Genomic DNA, 19,130 nt, shown 5'->3' with positions numbered 1-19,130 from the left:
CGTTGGGCGTGGAAACGCTGGCCCTGTCAGCCGTCAGAGAGTACGACCGGCTGACTTCGCGAGGCCCTCGGTCAGGTGCCGACGTAGGCCGCGAGGTGCTCGCCGGTGAGGGTGGAGCGGGCTGCGACGAGATCGGCGGGTGTGCCCTCGAAGACGACCCGTCCTCCGTCGTGGCCGGCGCCCGGGCCGAGGTCGATGACCCAGTCCGCATGCGCCATCACCGCCTGGTGGTGCTCGACGACGATGACCGACTTGCCGGACTCGACGAGCCGGTCGAGCAGGCCGAGCAGCTTCTCGACGTCGGCGAGGTGCAGGCCGGTGGTCGGCTCGTCGAGGACGTAGACGACGCCCTTGTCGGCCATCTGGGTGGCCAGCTTGAGCCGCTGCCGCTCGCCGCCGGAGAGCGTGGTGAGCGGCTGGCCGATGGTGAGGTAGCCGAGCCCGACGTCGTTGAGCCGCTCGAGGATCTTGTGCGCGGCCGGCGTGCGCGCCTCGCCGGCGCCGAAGAACTCCTCGGCCTCGGCCACCGACATCGCGAGCACCTCGCTGATGTCGCGGCCGCCGAACTGGTACTCCAGCACCAGCGAGTCGAACCGCTTTCCCTCGCACTCCTCACAGGTGCTGGCGATACCGGCCATCATCGCCAGGTCGGTGTAGATGACACCGGCGCCCTTGCAGGTGGGGCAGGCACCCTCGGAGTTGGCGCTGAACAGCGCCGGCTTCACGCCGTTGGCCTTCGCGAACGCCTTGCGGATCGGTTCGAGCAGTCCGGTGTAGGTCGCCGGGTTACTCCGCCGCGAGCCGCGGATCGGGGCTTGGTCGACCGACACCACACCGTCCCGCCCGGACACCGAGCCGCGGATCAGCGAACTCTTGCCCGAACCCGCCACCCCGGTGAGAACGACGAGCACCCCGAGCGGGATGTCGACGTCGACATCCCGCAGGTTGTGCATGTTGGCGCCGCGTACTTCGAGTGCCCCCGACGGCGTCCGCACCGACGGCTTCAGGGTGGCGCGGTCGTCGAGATGCCGCCCGGTGATGGTGTCGCTGGACCGCAGCCCCTCGACGGTGCCCTCGAAGCAGATGGTGCCGCCCGCCGAACCGGCGCCGGGGCCGAGGTCGACGACGTGGTCGGCGATCCCGATCGTCTCCGGCTTGTGCTCCACGACGAGCACCGTGTTGCCCTTGTTCCGCAACTGCAGCAGCAGCTCGTTCATCCGCTGGATGTCGTGGGGGTGCAGGCCGATGGTCGGCTCGTCGAAGACGTAGGTGACGTCGGTGAGCGAGGAGCCGAGGTGGCGGATCATCTTGGTGCGCTGCGCTTCCCCGCCTGACAGCGTGCCCGCGGGCCGGTCGAGCGAGAGGTAGCCCAGCCCGATCTCCACGAACGAGTCGAGAGTGTGCCGCAGCGTCGTGAGCAGCGGTGCCACCGAGGGCTCGTCGAGGTCGCGCACCCACGCGGCGAGATCGCTGATCTGCATCGCGCACGCCTCGGCGATGTTGACCTTCTTGATCTTGGAGGACCGGGCGGCCTCGCTGAGCCGGGTGCCGCCGCATTCGGGGCAGGTGGTGAAGGTGACCGCCCGCTCCACGAAGGCGCGGATGTGCGGCTGCAGCGCGTCGACGTCCTTGGACAGGTACGACTTCTGGATCGTCGGGATCAGCCCGGAGTACGTCAGGTTGATCCCCTCGACCTTGATCTTGGTCGGTTCTTTGTGGAGCAGGTCGTTCAGCTCGCGCTTGGTGAACTTCGCGATCGGCTTGTCCGGGTCGAAGAACCCGCAGCCGCGGAAGATGCGGCCGTACCAGCCCTCCATGCTGTAGCCGGGGATCGTGAGCGCACCCTCGTTGAGCGACTTGCTGTCGTCGTAGAGCGCGGACAGGTCGATGTCGTTGACCGAGCCCCGGCCCTCGCAGCGCGGGCACATGCCACCGGTGATGGCGAAGCTGCGCCGCTCCTTCACCGTCTTCCCGCCACGCTCGATCGTGACCGCGCCCGCTCCGCTGATCGACGCGACGTTGAAGGAGAACGCCTGGGGCGAGCCGATATGCGGCCGCCCGAGCCGGCTGAAGAGGATGCGCAGCATCGCGTTGGCATCGGTGGCGGTGCCGACCGTGGACCGGGGATCGCTTCCCATCCGCTGCTGGTCGACGATGATCGCGGTCGTCAGCCCGTCGAGAACGTCGACCTCCGGCCGCGCCAGCGTCGGCATGAAGCCCTGCACGAAGGCGCTGTAGGTCTCGTTGATCATCCGCTGTGACTCCGCGGCGATCGTGGCGAACACCAGCGAACTCTTGCCGGAGCCGGAGACGCCGGTGAACACCGTCAGCCGTCGCTTCGGGAGCTCGATGTTGACGTCCTTGAGGTTGTTCGCGCGCGCGCCGTGCACGCGGATCAGGTCGTGACTGTCGGCAACGTGCGGCTCAGCCGACTGCGTGTCCGTCCTCATGGCCTTGCTCATCGTGTCTCCATCTGTAAGCGGGGCCGCCTACGTGGTCTTCGCCGGCGTCGCCTGGGTCGATCTAACCAGCTTTGAGCAGGGCGTCCGGGGGATCAGCGCAGCTCCTGGATGCGGAGCAGGTTGCCCGCGGGATCACGGAAGGCGCAGTCGCGAACGCCGTACGGCTGCTCGATCGGCTCCTGGACGACCTCGGCGCCGCTGGCCTGCAGCCGCGTGAAAACGCCGTCGAGATCCTTGGTCGCCAGGCTGATGCTGGCGTAGGTGCCCTTGGCCATCATCTCGGCGATCGTGCGGCGCTCGTCGTCGGTGATGCCGGGGTTGGCCGCGGGCGGGTGCAGGACGATGGAGGTGCCGGGCTGGCCGGCGGGGCCGACCGTGTTCCAGTGCATCCCGCCGTAGGCAACCTCGTTGCGGACCTCGAAGCCGAGGGTGTCGCGGTAGAAGGCCAGGGACTCGGCCGCGTCGTCGTGGGGGAGGAAGGTCGCGTGAATTGTGATGTCCATGGCGGTCACATTAGGTCCGGCTCGTCGGCCGCGCTTCTTGATTCCTGATCGGTCTGGTCACCTGTTTCGCCACGCACGGTGGCATCCCCGCTGTCGAGCGGGCTGTCTCGCGCCGGTAGGTACTGGGCGGCACGCCGACCAGCTCGGTGAAGCGAGTGCTGAAAGTGCCCAGTGACGAGCAGCCGACCTCGAAACAGACCTCGGTGACACTGAGATCGCCACGACGCAGCAGCGCCATCGCGCGCTCGATGCGCCGCGTCATCAGATAGGAGTACGGCGACTCACCGTAGGCGCGCCGGAACTCGCGGCTGAGATGCCCGGCCGAGATGTTCACGCCGCGGGCGAGCGCCTCGACATCCAATGGTTGCGCGTACTCCCGGTCGATCCGGTCGCGGACGCGGCGCAGCAATGCGAGGTCACGCAGGTGCTGCGCCGCGGGAGGTCTGCTGTTCACCTGCGAGATCGTACTTCGCACCGGCGTCAGAGGCACTCGATCGCAGGTCAGCAGCCGCATGTTCCCGAGCTAGGTGGCACTTCAGAGAGCTAGGCGCGCGGGTCGATGTGGGTTTTCGGGCCGGGGCCGGTGGGGGTGAGGCGGCCCGCGAGGACGTCACCGGCTTGGGCCAGGCCGACGGTGGCGCCGACCAGCGGCCGCGGGTCGACGGCGCCGGACGCGTAGGTCTCGATCGTCCCGGCCAGTCCCGCCGAACCGGCGAGGATGCCGACGGCCGTGACGTCCTTCAACGCCAAGGTCCGTGTGTCGATAAGGCTCGGTGTGCCGGAGAGTCCGATGTAGACGATCCGCTTCCCCGGCTCCACGAGATCGAGTGCCAGCGCGGGCAGCTGAGGCGAGTTCGAGGCGTCGACGACGGCGTCCCATGGCAGCGCGGGGAGCTCCTCCGCTCGCCAGACGCCGGAGAAACCCAGTGTCCGCGCGAAATCCAGGGTCCGGTCCGAGCGGTCGACGAGGTGCACTTCGGCGCCTTGTGCCCGCGCGAACTCGCCGACGAGCAGGCCGATCGTGCCGAGCCCCAGCACCAGGATCCGGTCCCCCGCCGACAAAGCCGCGCCCCGGACCGCCCGCAACGCGTTGCCGCCGGGTTCCACCAGCGCACCCGCGACATCGTCGACGCTGTCGGGCAAAGCGAGTAAAGCCGTTGCGGGGACGGCGAGTTGTTCGGCGAGCGCGCCGGGAAAACCGCCACGGATGCCGATCTCGAACCGGTCCTCGCACACGTTGTGACGGCCGGACACGCATCGGGGGCAGTGACCGCAGCCGAGCATGGTGTCACCGGTGACACGGCGGCCCAGCCAGCTTTCGTCGACACCTCGTCCCAGCGCGGAAACGATCCCGCACCACTCGTGCCCGAGCCGCATCGGGTAGCTGGCGTAGCCTTGGTGCAGATACGCCATTTCGCCGGTGTAGAACTCGACATCGGTACCGCAGACACCGACCCGCGAGATGTCGACGACGACCTGCCCCGGCTCGGCTTCGGGCGCCGCAACGTCTTGGACCGCGCCTTCGCGAGGCCCGGTGACGACAAAAGCCCTCACCGGCCGGACCAAACCGGCACCGGAAGACCGCGAACACCGATGTCACAGGCGAAAAGCGGGCCATCGGCCGTGGTGATGAGCAGCGTGTCGAGGTCCGGGCCGATGAAGGCTGCGCTGGTTGTGTTGGGAGCGGCCACTTCGATGGTCACGAAATGCTCCCCCGAAGGTGTGAAGCCACGCACCTGACCGGCGCTCCAGACCGCGATCCACAGGTTCCCGTCGACGTCCACGCAGAGCCCGTCCGGCGATCCTTCGGTGATGTGCAAGAACTCCTCGCGCGGACCGAAGCTTTCGTAGTCGCGGATCCAGACCAGCCCGGGAGTCGTGTCGATGCTGTACATCGACCGCCCGTCCGGCGACCACGCCAGGCCGTTGGACAGCGACAGATCGTCGTCGATGATCGTTATGGACGAACCTTCAACGCGGACAAGGGTTTCCTCGCCCACCCTGTCGTCGAGCGCCATACTGCCGATCAGGAACCGGCCCGCCGGGTCACAGCCGCCGTCGTTCAACCGGCTGACCTTTTCGTCCGGAATCAGTTGGGGGCCACGGGCTTTCGTACCGTCCGAGGCGACCGTCCACAGTTCACGCTGTCCGGCGACAAGCAACTCACCGACGGCGGAGCAGACGACCGCTCCTACCGTGCCGGGAAACTCGAACCGTTCACCCGGAAGTACTTTACCGCCACGCCACTCTCCACTGTGGACATGACCAACACTGATGTCCACCCACAGCAGCCGTTGCCGGGCGGCGTCCCAGAGCGGTCCTTCGCCGAGCCCGTACACATCGTCGGAGACCGCCTCCGCGCGGAAAGTCTTCACGCCAGACGCGACCGTTTGCCACTACGCTGAGCCACGTTCGGAATATAGCACCAAAAGGAAGGCCGCCCATGGCTGAGCAGCGCAGCTCGCAGTGGTACCGAGGCACCGACCGCAACGCCTACATCCACCGGGCGTGGATGCGCCGGGGACTGCCCGCGCACGCCTTCGACGGCCGTCCGCATATCGCCATCGCCAACACCGCGTCGGATCTGACGCCGTGCAACGCGCATTTCAACGAGGTCGCCGAGAGCGTCAAACAGGGCGTCTACGAGGCAGGCGGCATCCCGCTGAACCTGCCCGTGGTCTCGCTGGGTGAGACGCAGGTGCGCCCGACGGCGATGCTGTGGCGCAACATGGCCGCGATGGCCACCGAAGAGATGCTGCGGGCCAACCCCCTCGACGGGGTCGTGCTGCTCGGCGGTTGCGACAAGACCATCCCCGCGCTGCTGATGGCCGCGGCTTCCGTCGATCTTCCGGCCGTGGTGATCCCCGGCGGTCCCATGCTCACGGGCACTTTCCGCGGCGCCGCGCTGGGCTGCGGCACCGACGTCTGGCGGCTCTCGGAGGAGGTCCGCGGCGGGACGCTGTCGGAGGAGCAGTTCCTCAAGTCCGAGTCCTCGATGATCCGCAGCCGCGGGCACTGCAACACCATGGGCACCGCGTCGACCATGGCGCTGGTCGCCGAAGCGCTGGGCACGACCATGCCCGGGATCGCCGGGACACCCGCCGCCGACAGCCGCCTGCTCGAAGCGTCCCACAACACCGGACGCCTGGCCGTCGAGATGGTCGCCGAGCAGCGGCGGCCGAGCACGCTGCTGACCCGCGGTTCGTTCCTCAACGCCATCGTCGCGCTCGCGGCGCTGGGTGGTTCGACGAACGCCGTGGTGCACCTGCTCGCCATCGCCGGTCGGCTCGGCATCGAGCTGACGCAGGACGACTTCGACCGCACCGGCGCCGATGTCGGCCTGCTGGTCGACCTGCAACCGGCCGGGCGGTTCCTAATGGAGGACTTCCACCGCGCCGGCGGGCTGCTGGCCGTGCTCGCCGAGGTCCGTGACCTGCTCGACCCGACAGCGCTGACCGTGACCGGCAAACCGCTGGTCGACTACCTCGGCGAAGCGGAGATCTGGGACCAGGAGGTCATCCGGGTGCGGGCGAACCCGCTGCAGGCCAACGCCGGAATCGCCGTGCTGTACGGAAATCTCGCCCCGGACGGCGCTGTCATCAAACCCGCCGCCGCGTCACCGGAGCTGCTCCGGCACCGCGGCCGCGCGCTCGTCTTCGACTCCATCGAGGACCTGCACACCCGTATCGACGACCCGGAGCTCGACGTCGACGCCGATTCCGTGCTGGTCCTGCGCGGCTGCGGTCCCAAGGGCTACCCGGGGATGCCCGAAGTAGCGAACATGCCGTTGCCCACCAAGCTGCTCCAGCAGGGCGTCCGGGACATGGTCCGGATCTGCGACGGCCGGATGAGCGGCACCGCGTACGGCACCGTCGTCCTGCACGTCTCGCCGGAGGCTGCCGCCGGCGGGCCGCTCGCGCTCGTCCGCACCGGCGACTTCATCGTGCTGGACGTCGAAGCCCGCAAGCTGGAGCTCGACGTCCCGGCGGAAGAGCTCGCGCAGCGCACTCCCGACGCCGCGACTGTCGCCGCCTACGCGAACCCGAAGCGCGGCTGGGAAAAGCTGTACGTCCAGACCGTGCAGCAGGCCAACACCGGTGCCGACCTCGACTTCCTCAACGGTTCCAGCGGCGATCAGGTGTCCCGCGAATCCCACTGACCTACTTGAGGAACGCCCGCCACCTGTCGACAGATGGCGGTAGTTGCACACGCGGGGTATCGCCACCTGTCGACAGATGGCGGTGGGGACTAGCGCTTGCCGAAGCGGTCGGTGGCGGCGATGAGGGACTCGCTCATCCCGGCGTCGCTCACGTGGTGACCTGCTTGGCCGACGAGCACGAGTTCGCAACCGGGCCACGCGTGCTTGAGTTCCCAGGGGATTCCCAGCAGGTTCCCGACGTCGAGCACGCCCTGCACGATGACCCCGGGGATGCCCGCGAGCGAGCCGACCTCCCTGAGCACAACGCCGTCGCCCAACCAGCTGTCATGACGCCAGTAGTGCGTCACGATCCGCGTGAACGCCAGGCGGTAGTCGACGTCCATGAAGCGCTCGCTCGGTTCGGGAGCCGGGGCGATGGCCTCCTCCCAGTCGCACCAATCGCGCGACGCCTTCTCGCGCACCGCGGGATCGGGGTCGAAGAGGAGCCGGTGGTAGCCGTCGAGTAGGTTCTCGTCCGGCACGGCGGCCCGAAATCGTTGCCATGCCTCGGGAAACAGCCCGCCGAGGCCGCGCGTGAGCAGCTCGTGCTCCGCGTGACTTCCGGTGAACACGCCCGTCAGCACCAGCTCCGACACCCGCGCCGGGTACCGTTCGGCGTAGGTGAGTCCGAGGATCGAACCCCAGGAACCGCCGAATACCAACCATTTCCCGATGCCCAGCAGCTCCCGCAGCCGTTCCAGGTCGGCGACGAGATTGTCGGTGCTATTGGCGGACAGGTCGACGTCGGGTTCGCTCGCGTGCGGAATACTCCGGCCACAGTTGCGCTGGTCGAGCAGGACGATCCGGTACACCGACGGATCGAAGAACCGCCGATGCCAAGGCACACAACCGGATCCGGGCCCGCCATGCAAGACGACGGCCGGTTTGCCGTCGGGATTGCCGCAAACCTCCCAATAGACCAGGTTCCCGTCGCCGACGTCGAGCAGGCCATGGTCGTACGGCTCGATTTCCGGGTACACCGCGCTCCTCAGTGCAGGTCTGCGAGCGCCGCGGCGAGGTGGCCGCGGATCTCCTGGTCCTCGACGAAGACCCGCCAGGAGCCGTTGCCCGCTATGCGCTCGTCACGGTCCAAAAGGGATCGGAGCACGGGTTCCGCCGCCGCGGGAAGGGGTTTGATCGTGGCGAGGTACTTGACGGCCCGCTGGACCGCGGGCCGGAACTCCGTAGCCGAACCGACGATGTCGAGCAGCGTCGTCACCCCGTCCGGATCCCGGGCCACTTCCCAGAGCGCGTTCGCCGCCTCCACGCGGTTCCACAGTTCGTCGGTGGCCATCAGCACGCGCAGCGCACCGGCGTACGCGGCCGCCGCGGAACCCAGTGTGGCCAGGTGCCGAGCCGCCGTGTGCCGCTCGGTGCCGGCCGGGTCCGCGACAGCGCGGCCCAGGATTTCCGCGGCCTGCTTGGGTTTCCCGGTGACCATCGCGTGCGCGCCGGCGGCTGGCCAGCGGTGCCGCGCGTCGATTTCGGGGTTCTCGGCGAGTTTGCGCAGCAGCCGTTTCGTCGGCGCGCCCGCCGGTCCGATCGCGGCCAGTGCCTCGGCGGCCCAGGACGGCGCCTCGGAGTACAGCAACGGGCGGACCTGGGTGACGGCCTTGGCCGCGGCCGGTCCCCAAGCGGCGACGACCTCGGCGAACGGCCGCCAGGCGTGCAGGTGGTCGCCCACGATCAGGCGCCTGGCGACGCCGCGGAGCAGCTCGTCGGCGAACTGCGGGACGTCGAAGAGCACCTCGTGGATACCGGGAACCTCGATCAGCGTGCCGCTGTCACGCGGGAAACCGACGCTGTAGTACGAATATCCGAGCCTGTCACCCTCCAGACGGGCCAGAAGTGGTGCCACACAACGGGAATCGCCCATCCGCGCGAGACCCCACAGCGCGAGGTCGGCGAACTGGACGTCGCCGCGCGCGATCGTCTCGTCACCGAGCATCGCGGCCAGTTCGTCGGCGTACGCGGATGCTTCCGGCCCGAGCCCGGCCACGAGCTGGACGGCCAGCGCCCGGATTTCGATCTCGGCGTCTTCGAGCAGCGGCGCGATCATCGGCAGGAGCGCGCTCACCACGGAACGGCGCTCGTTGAGCAGCGCCGCGGCCGCGTACAACGCGCCCAGCCGGCGCCGGGGATCTTCGTGCCCGATCAGCCCGGTGACCAGCCGAACCCGGCCCGGGACGTCCTCACCGAGGGTGGAACCCGCCCAGCTGACCACCCCGGCCGCGTCCATGTCGACCGCGTGCACCCCGCGCCAGACGTCGAGATCCGGTTCACTCAGCGCGTCGATGAGCACGTCGAGATGCTGTTCCGGCCGGGACGACAGCGCGGCGGCGAGCCGGATCTGCCGGTCGGGGTCGCTCAGTCGCTCCGCCAGCCAGGCTTCGACGCCGGGCGGCGCCAGGTCACCGACGGCCAGCACCAGATTGAGCCGCACCGCGCGATCGGTCTCGGCCGTCCAGCGCCACTGGAAAGCCCGCCAGATGGTGCCCTTGACGTCGTCGGTGATCGACAACGCCTCGACCACGGTCTGCCGGACCATCGGGTCGGCGTCGTCGAGCAGCATGCCGAGCACCGGCACGGCCTCGGCCCAGGCGTCGTTCCACTGCGGATCGTCGGGTTCGTCGGCGGTCAGCATGATGAGCAGGCCGAGGATCTCCGCGCGGCAGGTCACCTTCTCGTCCGCCGCGAGCCGCACCAGGAACGGCAGCACCGCGATCACCACCGGCCAGGCCAGCGAACCCTGCCTGACCAGCGCCGCGTCGAGCTCCCAGCAGGCGACGTCCCCCTTTTCGGGGTCGGCTACCGCACGCAGCATCCCGGGGATGTCCTCGGCGGAACGGGAGTTCAGCGGAAGCTCCGCCCAGGGAACGTCGTCGAGGCCGGCCAGAGCTGTGGAATCTTCAGACACCTTGCGAGTCTAAGTGGTTGCGACTGGCCGTTCGTTGGGAGTATTCGGCGGATTCAGGTTTCTGCTGGGCGCGCGGCCGGAAGATCCTCGTACCGGTGTTGTACTCGGGTCTTCCGGCCGTGCGTCCAGCGGGAAGCTGGGCCGTCGAGACCCCAACGAACGTCCGGTCGTGACCACTAAGGTCATCTCCGCGACGAAAGTTTGCTCAGTGGTCCGGGGACTCTCCGCCGTGGCCCTGCTGCTCGGCGAGGAACCGCTCGAACTGCGTGCCCAGCTCTTCGGCCGTCGGCATGTGCTCGACCGACTCGGCCAAGAGACTGTCCCGCCCCGAAGCCTCGACGAACGTGTCGTACTGGCGCTCGAGCGCGCGCACGACGTCCGCGACCTCGTCGGACTCGGCGACCTGCCTGTCGATCTCCGCGTCGGCCTGGCGGGCGGATTCCCGCAGGTCGGCGTCGGGCAGCGTCAGGCCGGTGGCCTTCACGAGCGAGTCCAGGATCAGGACCGCGGCGGCCGGGTACGAAGCCTGTGCCAGGTAGTGCGGCACGTGGGCGGCGAAGCCCAGCGCGTCGTGGGCGGACTCGCCGAGGCGCAGCTCCATGAGGCCCGAAATACTGCTCGGGACCTGCATGCGGTTGGGCAGCGGCTGGTGCTCGCCGATCAGCTCGACGCGCGTCGCGTGCGCGGTGACGCCGAGCGGCCGGGTATGCGGCGCGCCCATCGGGATGCCGTGGAAACCGACCGTGAGGCGGACACCCCAGCGCTCGATCAGCGACCGCACCGCGACGATGAACAGTTCCCAGCGACTGTCCGGCTCGGGGCCGGTGAGCAGCAGGAACGGCGCTCCGTCGGTGTCGTGAAGCAGGTGGATGACCAGCTCGGGGGCGTCGTAGCTCTCCCAGTGGTCGATCGCGTAGGTCATCGGCGGGCGGCGGGCGCGGTAGTCGATCAGGCCGTCGACGTCGAAGCGCGCGACGACCCGGTGCTCCAGCCGGGCGAGCAGGTGCTCGGCGACCAGCTGACCAGCGGATCCGGCGTCCATGAAGCCGTCGAAGTGGTGCAGCAGGACGGCCCCGTTCAGATCGGGGACATCCGAGTCCACCTCGTACAGATCCTCCGGATCCTGCGCCACCAAGTCCTCCTACCGCTCATGTGCGAGTGCCTCGTCCCAGTACTCAACGCAGGCAGGCCTCGAATCAATCCCGCACATGGCAATGTTAGTGGTCTTGCGTGTCATCGAGGTTTCAGCGCACCCCCTAGACGCTCTTGGGTAGCACCCAATACGTCAGCAACACCACAAGCAGGCCCGAAGCGGCGGCGAGGATGACCGCGCCGACGAGCTGAGCGTTGTCCGAAGTCGCCGTTCGCGACACCGCGTAAAGCGCTCCCACCAGCACGGACGGCAGGATCAGCGCGGCGATGACGGGGACACGACCGGCCCGCTCGCCACGTTCGCGGTTCGACGCGTGCAGCGCGGCGGCGACCAGGCAGCAGATCGTCGCGACGAGAAACCCGCCGCCGATGGTGTCGCTCAGCCGGTGCCAGCCGAGCGCGATGGTGGCCGAAGCGACCCACGCGACACCGAGCGCGCCCGGTACGAGCACGAACGGCCGCGCCCGCTGTGGCACCACGAGCGCGATCGCCAGCACGATGGCCATCGCGGCGGTGACATGTCCGCTCGGGAAGCTGTTGTGCGTGGCCACCGAACCACCGCCGGTGAGCGGCGGCCGGTCGAAGACGTACATCTTCAGCACGTGCGCGACCAGGAGCGAGCCGCCCAGCACCGCGGAACCGGCGGCGGCCAGCGCGAACCGGCGTCGCAGCAGGGCGATCACCATCAGCAGGACGGCGGCCGCGCAGAGCACCGCGATCTTGTCCCCGTCACGCAGCGGTATCGCCCAGTCCGACGTGGACGAGAGACCGGACTGCGCGCTGCGCACCACCCCGTTCTCCGCCGCCTGCCCGCCGGTCGTGCGGACGAAGACGAAATAGGACAACAGGAACGCGGCACCGAAACCCAGCGCACCCGCGAGGGAGAGTTCCATCGGTGACGCGCGCCGCATTCCTCGGAAGCGGTGCCGTGCGGGCGCTGCTTGGGTGAGCACAGTTTTGCTTGTGGGTTCAGGGGTTTGGCGTTCCTGCCTTGCGGGTTCCGAAGTGATGACGACCATGAACCCGATTCTGCGTCGGAGATTTATGGATCCTGTGCGGACAATGTCATGGTTTCGCTACAGAACCAGGTCGAGTCGCGTCCGACTGGCGATTTCCGAATAATGGCGGGGTGGCAGTGGTTTTGTTGGTCGAGGACGACCGCGCCGTCAGGCAGGGGCTTCAGCTCGCCTTGCGGCGTCAGGGACATGTGGTGCACGCCGGCGAATCCGGGGAGATCGGGCTGGAGCTGTTGCACACCGAGCATCCCGACATCGTGGTGCTGGACCTCATGCTGCCCGGGATCGACGGCTTCGAGACGTGCCGCCGCATGCGCTCGTCGGCGGAGGTGCCGATCATCATGCTGACCGCCCGCAGCGACGATTTCGACGTCGTCGCCGGGCTCGAAGCCGGGGCCGACGATTACGTGGTCAAGCCGGTACAGCCCGGGGTCCTGGACGCGCGGATCCGCGCGGTGCTGCGGCGCGCGGTCAGCGAACGGCCCGTCAACGGGCAGCCCACCGGGGAAACCCACGGCGACCTGGTGATCGACCGCGCGGGACTGGTCGTGACGCGGAACGGGAACCCGGTGCCGCTCACCCCGACCGAGCTGAAACTGCTGCTGGAGCTGTCTCGGACGCCCGGCCAGGTGTACAGCCGCCAGCAGATCCTCTCCGCGGTGTGGGACCACGACTACCTCGGCGACTCGCGGCTCGTCGACGCCTGTGTCCAGCGGCTGCGGGCCAAGATCGAGAACGTGCCTGCCAAACCGGAGTACGTCCAGACCGTCCGCGGGTTCGGCTACCGCTTCGGCCGCTCGTGAAGCCGAACCGCGTGAGGCTCCGGCTTTCCGGGCTGCGGCCCAGGCTCATCGCCGCGTTCGCACTGGTGACCCTCGTCGGCGCGACGGCCGCGGCGGGCGCGAGTTACGTCTCCGCCCGCACCACGATCCTCGCCGGGTTCCAGGATCAGACGATGAACCGGCTGAAGGACCAGATCACCCTGTTCGCGCCGAACCTGACACTGCCGCCGACGCAACAGAGCCTCGACGACTTCGCGGCTTCGCTGAAGTCCTCGGCCGTGGTGGTCTACAAGAATCTCCAGTCGACGGGCGGCCCGAGTCTTTCGGAGATCCCGCCGGAGCTACGGGCGGAGGTTTCGGGGCGCTCTCAGCTGGTCTTCCAGCGGGTGTTCCGTTACGGGCAGCCGTTGTTCGTGGTCGGCACCACGGTGCGCGGCCGGGGCGCGAACGGCCTGCCCGCACCGACCGGGCTGGAGGTCTACACCGTCACGTCTTTGTCCTCTCAGCAGGTCGCCATCGAGGAACTCGCGCGATCCGCGTGGCAGACGGCGGCGCTGGCGTTGCCACTGGCCATCGCGCTGGCCTTGCTCGCCGCCAGAGGAGTATTGCGGCCAGTACGCGAGCTCAACACCGCGGCCCGTCAGCTCGGGGACGGGAAGCTCGACGTCCATCTGCGGGCGAGAGGGTCGGACGAGCTGGCACAACTGGTCCATACCTTCAACGGCACGGCGAGAGAGCTGGAACGGACCGTCGGTGAGCTGCGCGGGATGGAGGCCGACGCGCGGCGGTTCGTCGCCGATGTCTCGCACGAGCTCCGGACCCCGCTGGCCGCCATGACCGCGGTCACCGACGTGCTGGACGAGGACGCCGCCAGCCTGCCGCCGGACACCGCCGTCGCGGCACGGCTGGTGTCGGAGGAGACGCGGCGGCTCACCCGGCTGGTCCAGGACCTCGTCGAGATCTCGCGGTTCGACGCCGGCCGCGCGGAACTGCAGCTGGACGAATGGGAGCTGCCGACGGCGATCAAGGACAGTCTCGACGCCCGCGGCTGGCGGTTCAGCGACGACCTGGTCGCCGACCTGCCCGCCGGGATCACCGCGTGGGCGGACCGGCGGCGGCTCGACATCATCGTGGCCAACCTGGTCGGCAACGCGCTCCGGCACGGCGAGCCACCCGTCGAGCTGCGGTTGCGCGACAACGGCACCACGGTCACGTTCGAGGTCACCGATCACGGCCCTGGCATGGACCCGGCTGTGCTGCCTCACGTCTTCGACCGGTTTTCCAAGGCCGACAGCTCCCGCGCGCGCTCCGAGGGCAGCGGGCTGGGCCTGGCCATCGCACTCGAGAACGCCAGGCTGCACGGCGGCACCATCAAGGCCATGAACACCGGCAGCGGCGCGAAATTCGTGCTGACACTGCCCCTGATCCGGCGGCTCCCATGAGCGTGCGCCGCTTCGCCGCCTTCATGACGCTGCTGGCCGTCACCGCCTGCGGGGTGCAGCCGACGGGCGTGATCAACGCGGGGGACGCGCCGGGCCTCCCCGACGACCGCGGCACCACCGGTTACGTGATCCTCTACTTCGTCATCAACGGCAGGCTCACCGGCCTGTCCCGGCAGACGCCGAGCTCCTCGAGCATCCCCGTGGCGCTCGACCTGCTGCTGAAGGGGCCCACCAGCACCGAACGCGCGAACGGGGCCACGACCTTCCTGCCCACGACGTCCTCGAAGGCGTCGGTGTCCTACGACGACATCCCGATCGTGAAGGTGTCGTTCCCCGTGCTCGACCTGCCCCAGCTCGCCGTGTCGCAACTGACCTGCACCGCGCTCGCGACCGCCCGGCCGTCGAACACCGCCGATTTCGCGGTCACGCTGGTCGGGACGGACGGGAAAACCGAGCCGAGGCAGTGTCTGCCTTGATGGTGCACGCCGGACGGGGTGGGCTTGGAAGTACCCCAATGCGGCGTTGGGGTCGTTCAATGCCCCCAACGCCGCATTGGGGGCACGACACGGCGCGCTTTCTCACGAAAGTGCCTCTCTCGCAGGGTCCACCGCTCACGATGGCCCGCCAGGGCCCCACAAAGCTGTCGACTGATGGGGAAGGCTTTCTCTAGGCGAGGGTCTTCGCGAGGCGGTCGAGGCTGCGCGGGAGACCGGTCGCGAGCAGGTCGAGCTCGGTGTCACCGGCGATGAGCGGCGGGGACATGGCGAGTCCCTTCGCGAGTGGGCGCATCAGCAAGCCCTCCTCCCGGGCGGCCCGCTGCCAGAGGCCCACCGCGCCCGCGTTGGCGGCGAAGACCTCCGGCGCGAGGTCGACGGCGGCCAGGAAACCGAGGCCTGCCCGGACTTCGCCGACGAGTGGATGGCCGGCGAGCCCCGCGAGTGCGTCGGCCAGCGGCTTCTCCAGCTCGCGGCCACGCGGGATCAGGCCGTCACGCTCGTAGAGGTCCAAAGTGGCGTTGCCCGCCGCGCACGCGACCGGGTGCCCGGCGTAGGTCGCGCCGTGCCGCAGGATCGGCGCGCCCGGCTTGCCGGTGAAGAACGGCTCGGCGACGCGCGGCGCCACGATCAGCGCGCCCAGCGGGATGGTGCCGCCGGTGATGCCCTTGGCCACGGTGATCATGTCCGGCTGAACCGGCCACCGGTCGATCCCGAACCACGTGCCGAGCCTGCCGAACCCGGCGATCACGCAGTCAGCCACGAACAGCACGTCGTGGCGTCGGCAGATCTCCGCGACAGCCTCGATGTACCCGTCCGGCGGCAGCAGCACGCCCCCGGCGCCGATCACCGGCTCGCAGAAGAACGCGGCCACCTTGTCCGCCCCGACACCGACGATCTCGGCCTCCAACTCCTCCGCGCTGTCGTACGGCACATGCGAAACCGGCCCCGGCAACGGCCCGAACCCGACCGCGTTCGCCGCGATCCCGCCGACGGCCGTGCCGAACCCGTGCGTCCCGTGATACCCCTGGGTCCGCCCGATGAGATGCACCTTCTCGGGCCGCCCGGTGTGGAAGAAGTGCGCGCGAGCGACCTTCGCCGCCGTGTCGATGACGTCCGCGCCGCCGGACCCGAAGAACACCTTCGACCCCGGCGTCGGCGCCAGCGCGGAAACCCGCTCCGCCAGCCTGAGCGCCGGCTCGTTCGCGTAGTAACCGAACAGGTTGTACGAGTCGAGCTTGCGCAGCTGTTCGCTCACGGCCTGCGTGATCTCCTCACGCCCGTGCCCGAAGTTCGCGTACCAGAGCGACGCCGTCGCGTCGAAGTACCGCGTGCCCTGGTCGTCCCAGACATACGACCCCTCGCCACGGGTGATGACCATGCGATCACCGTCGACCGCCCCCATGTCGGCGAACGGATGCCACAACGGGTTCCCCGGCTGCTCTGTCACCATCGTCAGTCCTCCTCGGTTCACGTAGTCCTCCCCATCCTTACCCTGATCCCCCGCGCGCGCCTGGCCCGGCCCTAACCCTCCAGGAACCCGGCGATCTCCTCGGCCGTGTACCCGGCCTCCGCCAGCACCTCCGCCGTGTGCTGCCCGAGCAGCGGCGGCGCCGACGTCGGCCGCGCGGGGGTGTCCGACGCCTTCACCGGAAATCCCGTCCCCACATAGGTCCCCATGCCCGGATGCGGCAGCCGCACGATCTGCTCCCGCTCAGCCGCCCACGGATCCGCGTAAATATCGTCCACAGTGTTGATCGGCGCCGCCGGGATACTCGCCGCGTCGAAGATCTTCATCCACTCGTCGGCCGGCTTCGTCACCAAGACCGCCGACAACATCGCGTTCAGCTCGTCCCGGTGCGCCGCCCGAGCCGCGTTCGTCACGAACCGCGGCTCCTCGGCGATCCCCAACCCGAGCACCCCGCAGAACGCCCGCCACAGTTTCTCGCTGCCGATGGCGATGATCAGCCAGCTGTCGGCGACCTGATAAGCCTGGTACGGCACGATGCTCGGATGCGCGGACCCCATCCGCCGCGGCCTCGGCGCGTCGTAAAACGTCGCGCCGGCGGCGTAAACATGCCAGGCCAGCTGAGTGTCCAAAAGGGACACATCGAGGTACTGCCCGCGCCCGGTGAGATGCCGCGCCTGCAACGCCATCAGCACGCCGATGATCCCCCAGGTCCCCGCGTTCAGGTCCGCCACCGGCAGGCCGACCTTCGCGGGCGGGCCGTCGGCTTCGCCGGTCAGGTCCATCACCCCGCCCATGGCCTGCGCGACGAGGTCGTAGCCCGGCCGGTCGCGGTACGGCCCGGTCTGCCCGAACCCGGTGATCGACAGGTGGATCAGCCGCGGGTTCACCGCCGACAGGCTCTCGTAGCCGAGACCCCATTTCTCCAGCGTCCCGGGCCGGAAGTTCTCGACGAGCACGTCCGCCGAGGCCGCCAACCGGCGAACAGCTTCCTGACCGCGCTCACTCTTCAGGTCGAGCACGATCCCGCGCTTGTTCCGGTTCGCCGCCAGGTAGTACACCGCTTCGTCGGTCTCGCCGACGAACGGCGGCCCCCAGTTCCGCGTGTCGTCGCCGTGCCCCGGCGGTTCGACCTTGACGACGTCGGCGCCCATCTCGCCGAGGTACTGGGTGCAGTACGGCCCAGCCAGGATCCTTGACAGGTCGAGAACCTTGACGCCGTCCAACGGTCGCACGCTACGTCACGGAGCGGGCACCGGGAAACCGACGGGACTCCGGTGACCGGCCCGGTCCATCGCCCGCACCCCGAAGAACACGTTGTCCTTCGACAGCGCCACGGTGTACGCGGTGACCTCGCCGACCGGGATCGCGTGCGTCCAAGTGGGCTCGGTGGTCGGACGCCACACGATCTCGTACCCCGCCAGATCCGGCTCGGTGCCCCGCTCCCAGACGAGGTCGGTCTCGTTGGTCAGCCTGCTCGTGCGGATTTTGACGCCCTTGGGCGTGCCCGGCGCGATGGCCAGCGACCACACCGCGGCCGCGTTCACCCTGGCGACCCTTGCCAGGTAACGGAAATCGCAGAACTCGACCAGATCCCCGTACTGGACACCGTTTTCGAAGCGGACGTCCTGGTGCTGGTGTGCGTAGTCCTCATGCGGCTCGGTGAACCGCGCGGCCGGGAACCCCTGCTGCAGGAAGGAAATATGGTCACCACCGCGCAGGTACCGGTCTCGCCGGTAGACAACCTCGACGTTCATGTCCGTGGCGCTGTTGTCCGCCACCTCGGTGACGAACCGCGCGAGCTGACGGCTCGGCGAGTCGTTCTCGCCGCCGACGGACTGCCGGGTCGCGGCCTGCGCCGGGGTTTCCGACGTCGGAACGCCTTCCGCGAACAGCCGGACGACGTGCGGGTCCTTCGTGCCGTCGTCGGCGGTGCTGCTGCCGACGATGTCGTTGGTGAACATGCCCTGGACGTCGGCACCGGCGGCTTTCAGTTGTTTCGCCAGGTAGTCCGAGCCGAAAAGGCCCTGTTCCTCGCCGGCCACCGCGGCGAAGACGATCGTCGCCTCGGGCGCACGCGTGGCCATCACGCGGGCCATGTCCAGCACCGCCGCCACCCCGGAAGCATCGTCGTCCGCGCCGGGAGCGTCGCTGGTGGCGTTCATGACGTCGGTGACCCGCGAGTCGTAATGCCCGGCGACCACGTAGACGCGGTTGGGCGCGACCGAACCCCGCAAGGTCGCGACCACGCTGGTGATCGTGGTGGGGACGGGAATCCGCGGCCCGGCGGGCTGGACGTACGACTGCAATTCCACCGTCATCCGGCCGCCCGAAGTCGCCGCGTACCGCTGCAGCTCGGCGAAAATCCAGTCACGCGCCGCACCGATCCCGCGCTGCGGATCGGTCTGGCTCGACAGCGTGTGGCGCGTGCCGAACGACACGAGCCGCCGGACGGAAGCCTCCATCCGGCGCTCGTCCAACTCCGCGAGGAGCGATCTCAGCTCACGATCCGGCGCCTGCGGCCGGGTGCGCACACCAGGTCCCGGCGGCCAGACCCGTCCCGAGCCGTCTTCGGCCGCTTGGGCGGTGTGGCCCATCGCGGCCGAAGCCCCGAGGACGGCCGCCGACGCCGTGAGAAAATTCCGCCGGCTAGTGCCGGGGCGAGGGTTACTTTCCACCATCCACTGGGTCTATAG

At 69.0% G+C, this 19,130-nt stretch carries 16 protein-coding genes; 4 read left to right on the top strand and 12 right to left on the bottom strand.

Annotation, left to right across the window (positions count from 1 at the left end; translation table 11 throughout):
• Positions 1–71: 71 nt before the first annotated feature.
• From VGP60_RS36885 to VGP60_RS36865, 5 genes are all read right to left on the bottom strand, one after another.
• The gene (locus VGP60_RS36885) at positions 72–2,462 is read right to left on the bottom strand and encodes an excinuclease ABC subunit UvrA (RefSeq protein WP_327552838.1); all 2,391 of its coding nucleotides are present in this window, start codon (positions 2,460–2,462) and stop codon (positions 72–74) included.
• 92 nt (positions 2,463–2,554) lie between these two features.
• Positions 2,555–2,965, bottom strand: coding sequence for a VOC family protein (locus tag VGP60_RS36880; protein ID WP_327552837.1), 411 nt, complete (start codon positions 2,963–2,965; stop codon positions 2,555–2,557).
• A 10-nt stretch (positions 2,966–2,975) separates the two neighbouring features.
• The gene (locus VGP60_RS36875) at positions 2,976–3,419 is read right to left on the bottom strand and encodes a helix-turn-helix transcriptional regulator (protein ID WP_327552836.1); all 444 of its coding nucleotides are present in this window, start codon (positions 3,417–3,419) and stop codon (positions 2,976–2,978) included.
• Positions 3,420–3,508: 89 nt separating this feature from the next.
• Positions 3,509–4,519 (bottom strand): zinc-dependent alcohol dehydrogenase, encoded by a 1,011-nt coding sequence (locus VGP60_RS36870; protein ID WP_327552835.1) that lies wholly within the window; start codon positions 4,517–4,519, stop codon positions 3,509–3,511.
• Complete coding sequence (locus VGP60_RS36865) at positions 4,516–5,340, bottom strand: SMP-30/gluconolactonase/LRE family protein (RefSeq protein ID WP_327552834.1); 825 nt, start codon at positions 5,338–5,340, stop codon at positions 4,516–4,518. Before VGP60_RS36865 ends, VGP60_RS36870 begins: the two co-directional genes overlap by 4 nt.
• 68 nt (positions 5,341–5,408) lie before the next feature.
• On the opposite strand from VGP60_RS36865, the gene VGP60_RS36860 reads away from it, so the two are divergent.
• Positions 5,409–7,124, top strand: coding sequence for an IlvD/Edd family dehydratase (locus tag VGP60_RS36860; RefSeq protein ID WP_327552833.1), 1,716 nt, complete (start codon positions 5,409–5,411; stop codon positions 7,122–7,124).
• Positions 7,125–7,213: 89 nt separating this feature from the next.
• Here VGP60_RS36860 and pip read toward each other — a convergent pair whose 3' ends face one another.
• The 4 genes from pip to VGP60_RS36840 form a co-directional block, all read right to left on the bottom strand.
• Positions 7,214–8,143 (bottom strand): prolyl aminopeptidase, encoded by a 930-nt coding sequence (gene pip, locus VGP60_RS36855; protein ID WP_327552832.1) that lies wholly within the window; start codon positions 8,141–8,143, stop codon positions 7,214–7,216.
• 8 nt (positions 8,144–8,151) lie between these two features.
• On the bottom strand, positions 8,152–10,080 hold the full coding sequence (locus VGP60_RS36850) for a hypothetical protein (protein WP_327552831.1): 1,929 nt from the start codon (positions 10,078–10,080) through the stop codon (positions 8,152–8,154).
• 205 nt (positions 10,081–10,285) lie between these two features.
• Complete coding sequence (locus VGP60_RS36845; protein WP_327552830.1) at positions 10,286–11,212, bottom strand: PAC2 family protein; 927 nt, start codon at positions 11,210–11,212, stop codon at positions 10,286–10,288.
• 124 nt (positions 11,213–11,336) lie between these two features.
• Positions 11,337–12,125: a phosphatase PAP2 family protein gene (locus VGP60_RS36840; protein ID WP_327552829.1), complete on the bottom strand. Its 789-nt coding sequence runs from the start codon at positions 12,123–12,125 to the stop codon at positions 11,337–11,339.
• A 236-nt stretch (positions 12,126–12,361) separates the two neighbouring features.
• Between VGP60_RS36840 and VGP60_RS36835 the strand changes: the two genes are divergently transcribed.
• Genes VGP60_RS36835 through VGP60_RS36825 form a run of 3 tightly spaced genes read left to right on the top strand, consistent with a single transcriptional unit; the run spans position 12,362 to position 14,948 of the window.
• Positions 12,362–13,051, top strand: a complete 690-nt coding sequence (locus tag VGP60_RS36835; protein ID WP_327552828.1) for a response regulator transcription factor — start codon at positions 12,362–12,364, stop codon at positions 13,049–13,051.
• An 11-nt stretch (positions 13,052–13,062) separates the two neighbouring features.
• On the top strand, positions 13,063–14,472 hold the full coding sequence (locus VGP60_RS36830; RefSeq protein ID WP_327552827.1) for a HAMP domain-containing sensor histidine kinase: 1,410 nt from the start codon (positions 13,063–13,065) through the stop codon (positions 14,470–14,472).
• On the top strand, positions 14,469–14,948 hold the full coding sequence (locus VGP60_RS36825; protein WP_327552826.1) for a hypothetical protein: 480 nt from the start codon (positions 14,469–14,471) through the stop codon (positions 14,946–14,948). Before VGP60_RS36830 ends, VGP60_RS36825 begins: the two co-directional genes overlap by 4 nt.
• Before the next feature lie 190 nt (positions 14,949–15,138).
• On the opposite strand, the gene VGP60_RS36820 is transcribed toward VGP60_RS36825, so the two are convergent.
• The 3 genes from VGP60_RS36820 to VGP60_RS36810 form a co-directional block, all read right to left on the bottom strand.
• Positions 15,139–16,419: an aspartate aminotransferase family protein gene (locus VGP60_RS36820; protein ID WP_327552825.1), complete on the bottom strand. Its 1,281-nt coding sequence runs from the start codon at positions 16,417–16,419 to the stop codon at positions 15,139–15,141.
• Positions 16,420–16,490: 71 nt separating this feature from the next.
• Positions 16,491–17,669: a CoA transferase gene (locus VGP60_RS36815; protein ID WP_327552824.1), complete on the bottom strand. Its 1,179-nt coding sequence runs from the start codon at positions 17,667–17,669 to the stop codon at positions 16,491–16,493.
• A gap of 6 nt (positions 17,670–17,675) precedes the next feature.
• Positions 17,676–19,115, bottom strand: coding sequence for a M20/M25/M40 family metallo-hydrolase (locus VGP60_RS36810; RefSeq protein WP_327552823.1), 1,440 nt, complete (start codon positions 19,113–19,115; stop codon positions 17,676–17,678).
• Positions 19,116–19,130: the final 15 nt, after the last annotated feature.

The sequence above is a fragment of the Amycolatopsis sp. genome (assembly GCF_036008905.1).
Taxonomy (GTDB): Bacteria; Actinomycetota; Actinomycetes; order Mycobacteriales; family Pseudonocardiaceae; genus Amycolatopsis.
The sequence above is the reverse complement of the archived record's forward strand: the minus strand, read 5'-3'. Positions and strand labels throughout refer to the sequence as shown.

What these genes read in the sequence shown, in the direction of transcription:
- VGP60_RS36825 (WP_327552826.1), top strand. Translation starts at nt 14,469, where the DNA reads ATGAGCGTGCGCCGCTTCGCCGCCTTCATGACGCTGCTGGCCGTCACC.
- VGP60_RS36840 (WP_327552829.1), bottom strand. Translation starts at nt 12,125, where the DNA reads ATGGAACTCTCCCTCGCGGGTGCGCTGGGTTTCGGTGCCGCGTTCCTG.
- VGP60_RS36880 (WP_327552837.1), bottom strand. Translation starts at nt 2,965, where the DNA reads ATGGACATCACAATTCACGCGACCTTCCTCCCCCACGACGACGCGGCC.
- VGP60_RS36885 (WP_327552838.1), bottom strand. Translation starts at nt 2,462, where the DNA reads ATGAGCAAGGCCATGAGGACGGACACGCAGTCGGCTGAGCCGCACGTT.
- VGP60_RS36820 (WP_327552825.1), bottom strand. Translation starts at nt 16,419, where the DNA reads ATGGTGACAGAGCAGCCGGGGAACCCGTTGTGGCATCCGTTCGCCGAC.
- VGP60_RS36860 (WP_327552833.1), top strand. Translation starts at nt 5,409, where the DNA reads ATGGCTGAGCAGCGCAGCTCGCAGTGGTACCGAGGCACCGACCGCAAC.
- VGP60_RS36810 (WP_327552823.1), bottom strand. Translation starts at nt 19,115, where the DNA reads ATGGTGGAAAGTAACCCTCGCCCCGGCACTAGCCGGCGGAATTTTCTC.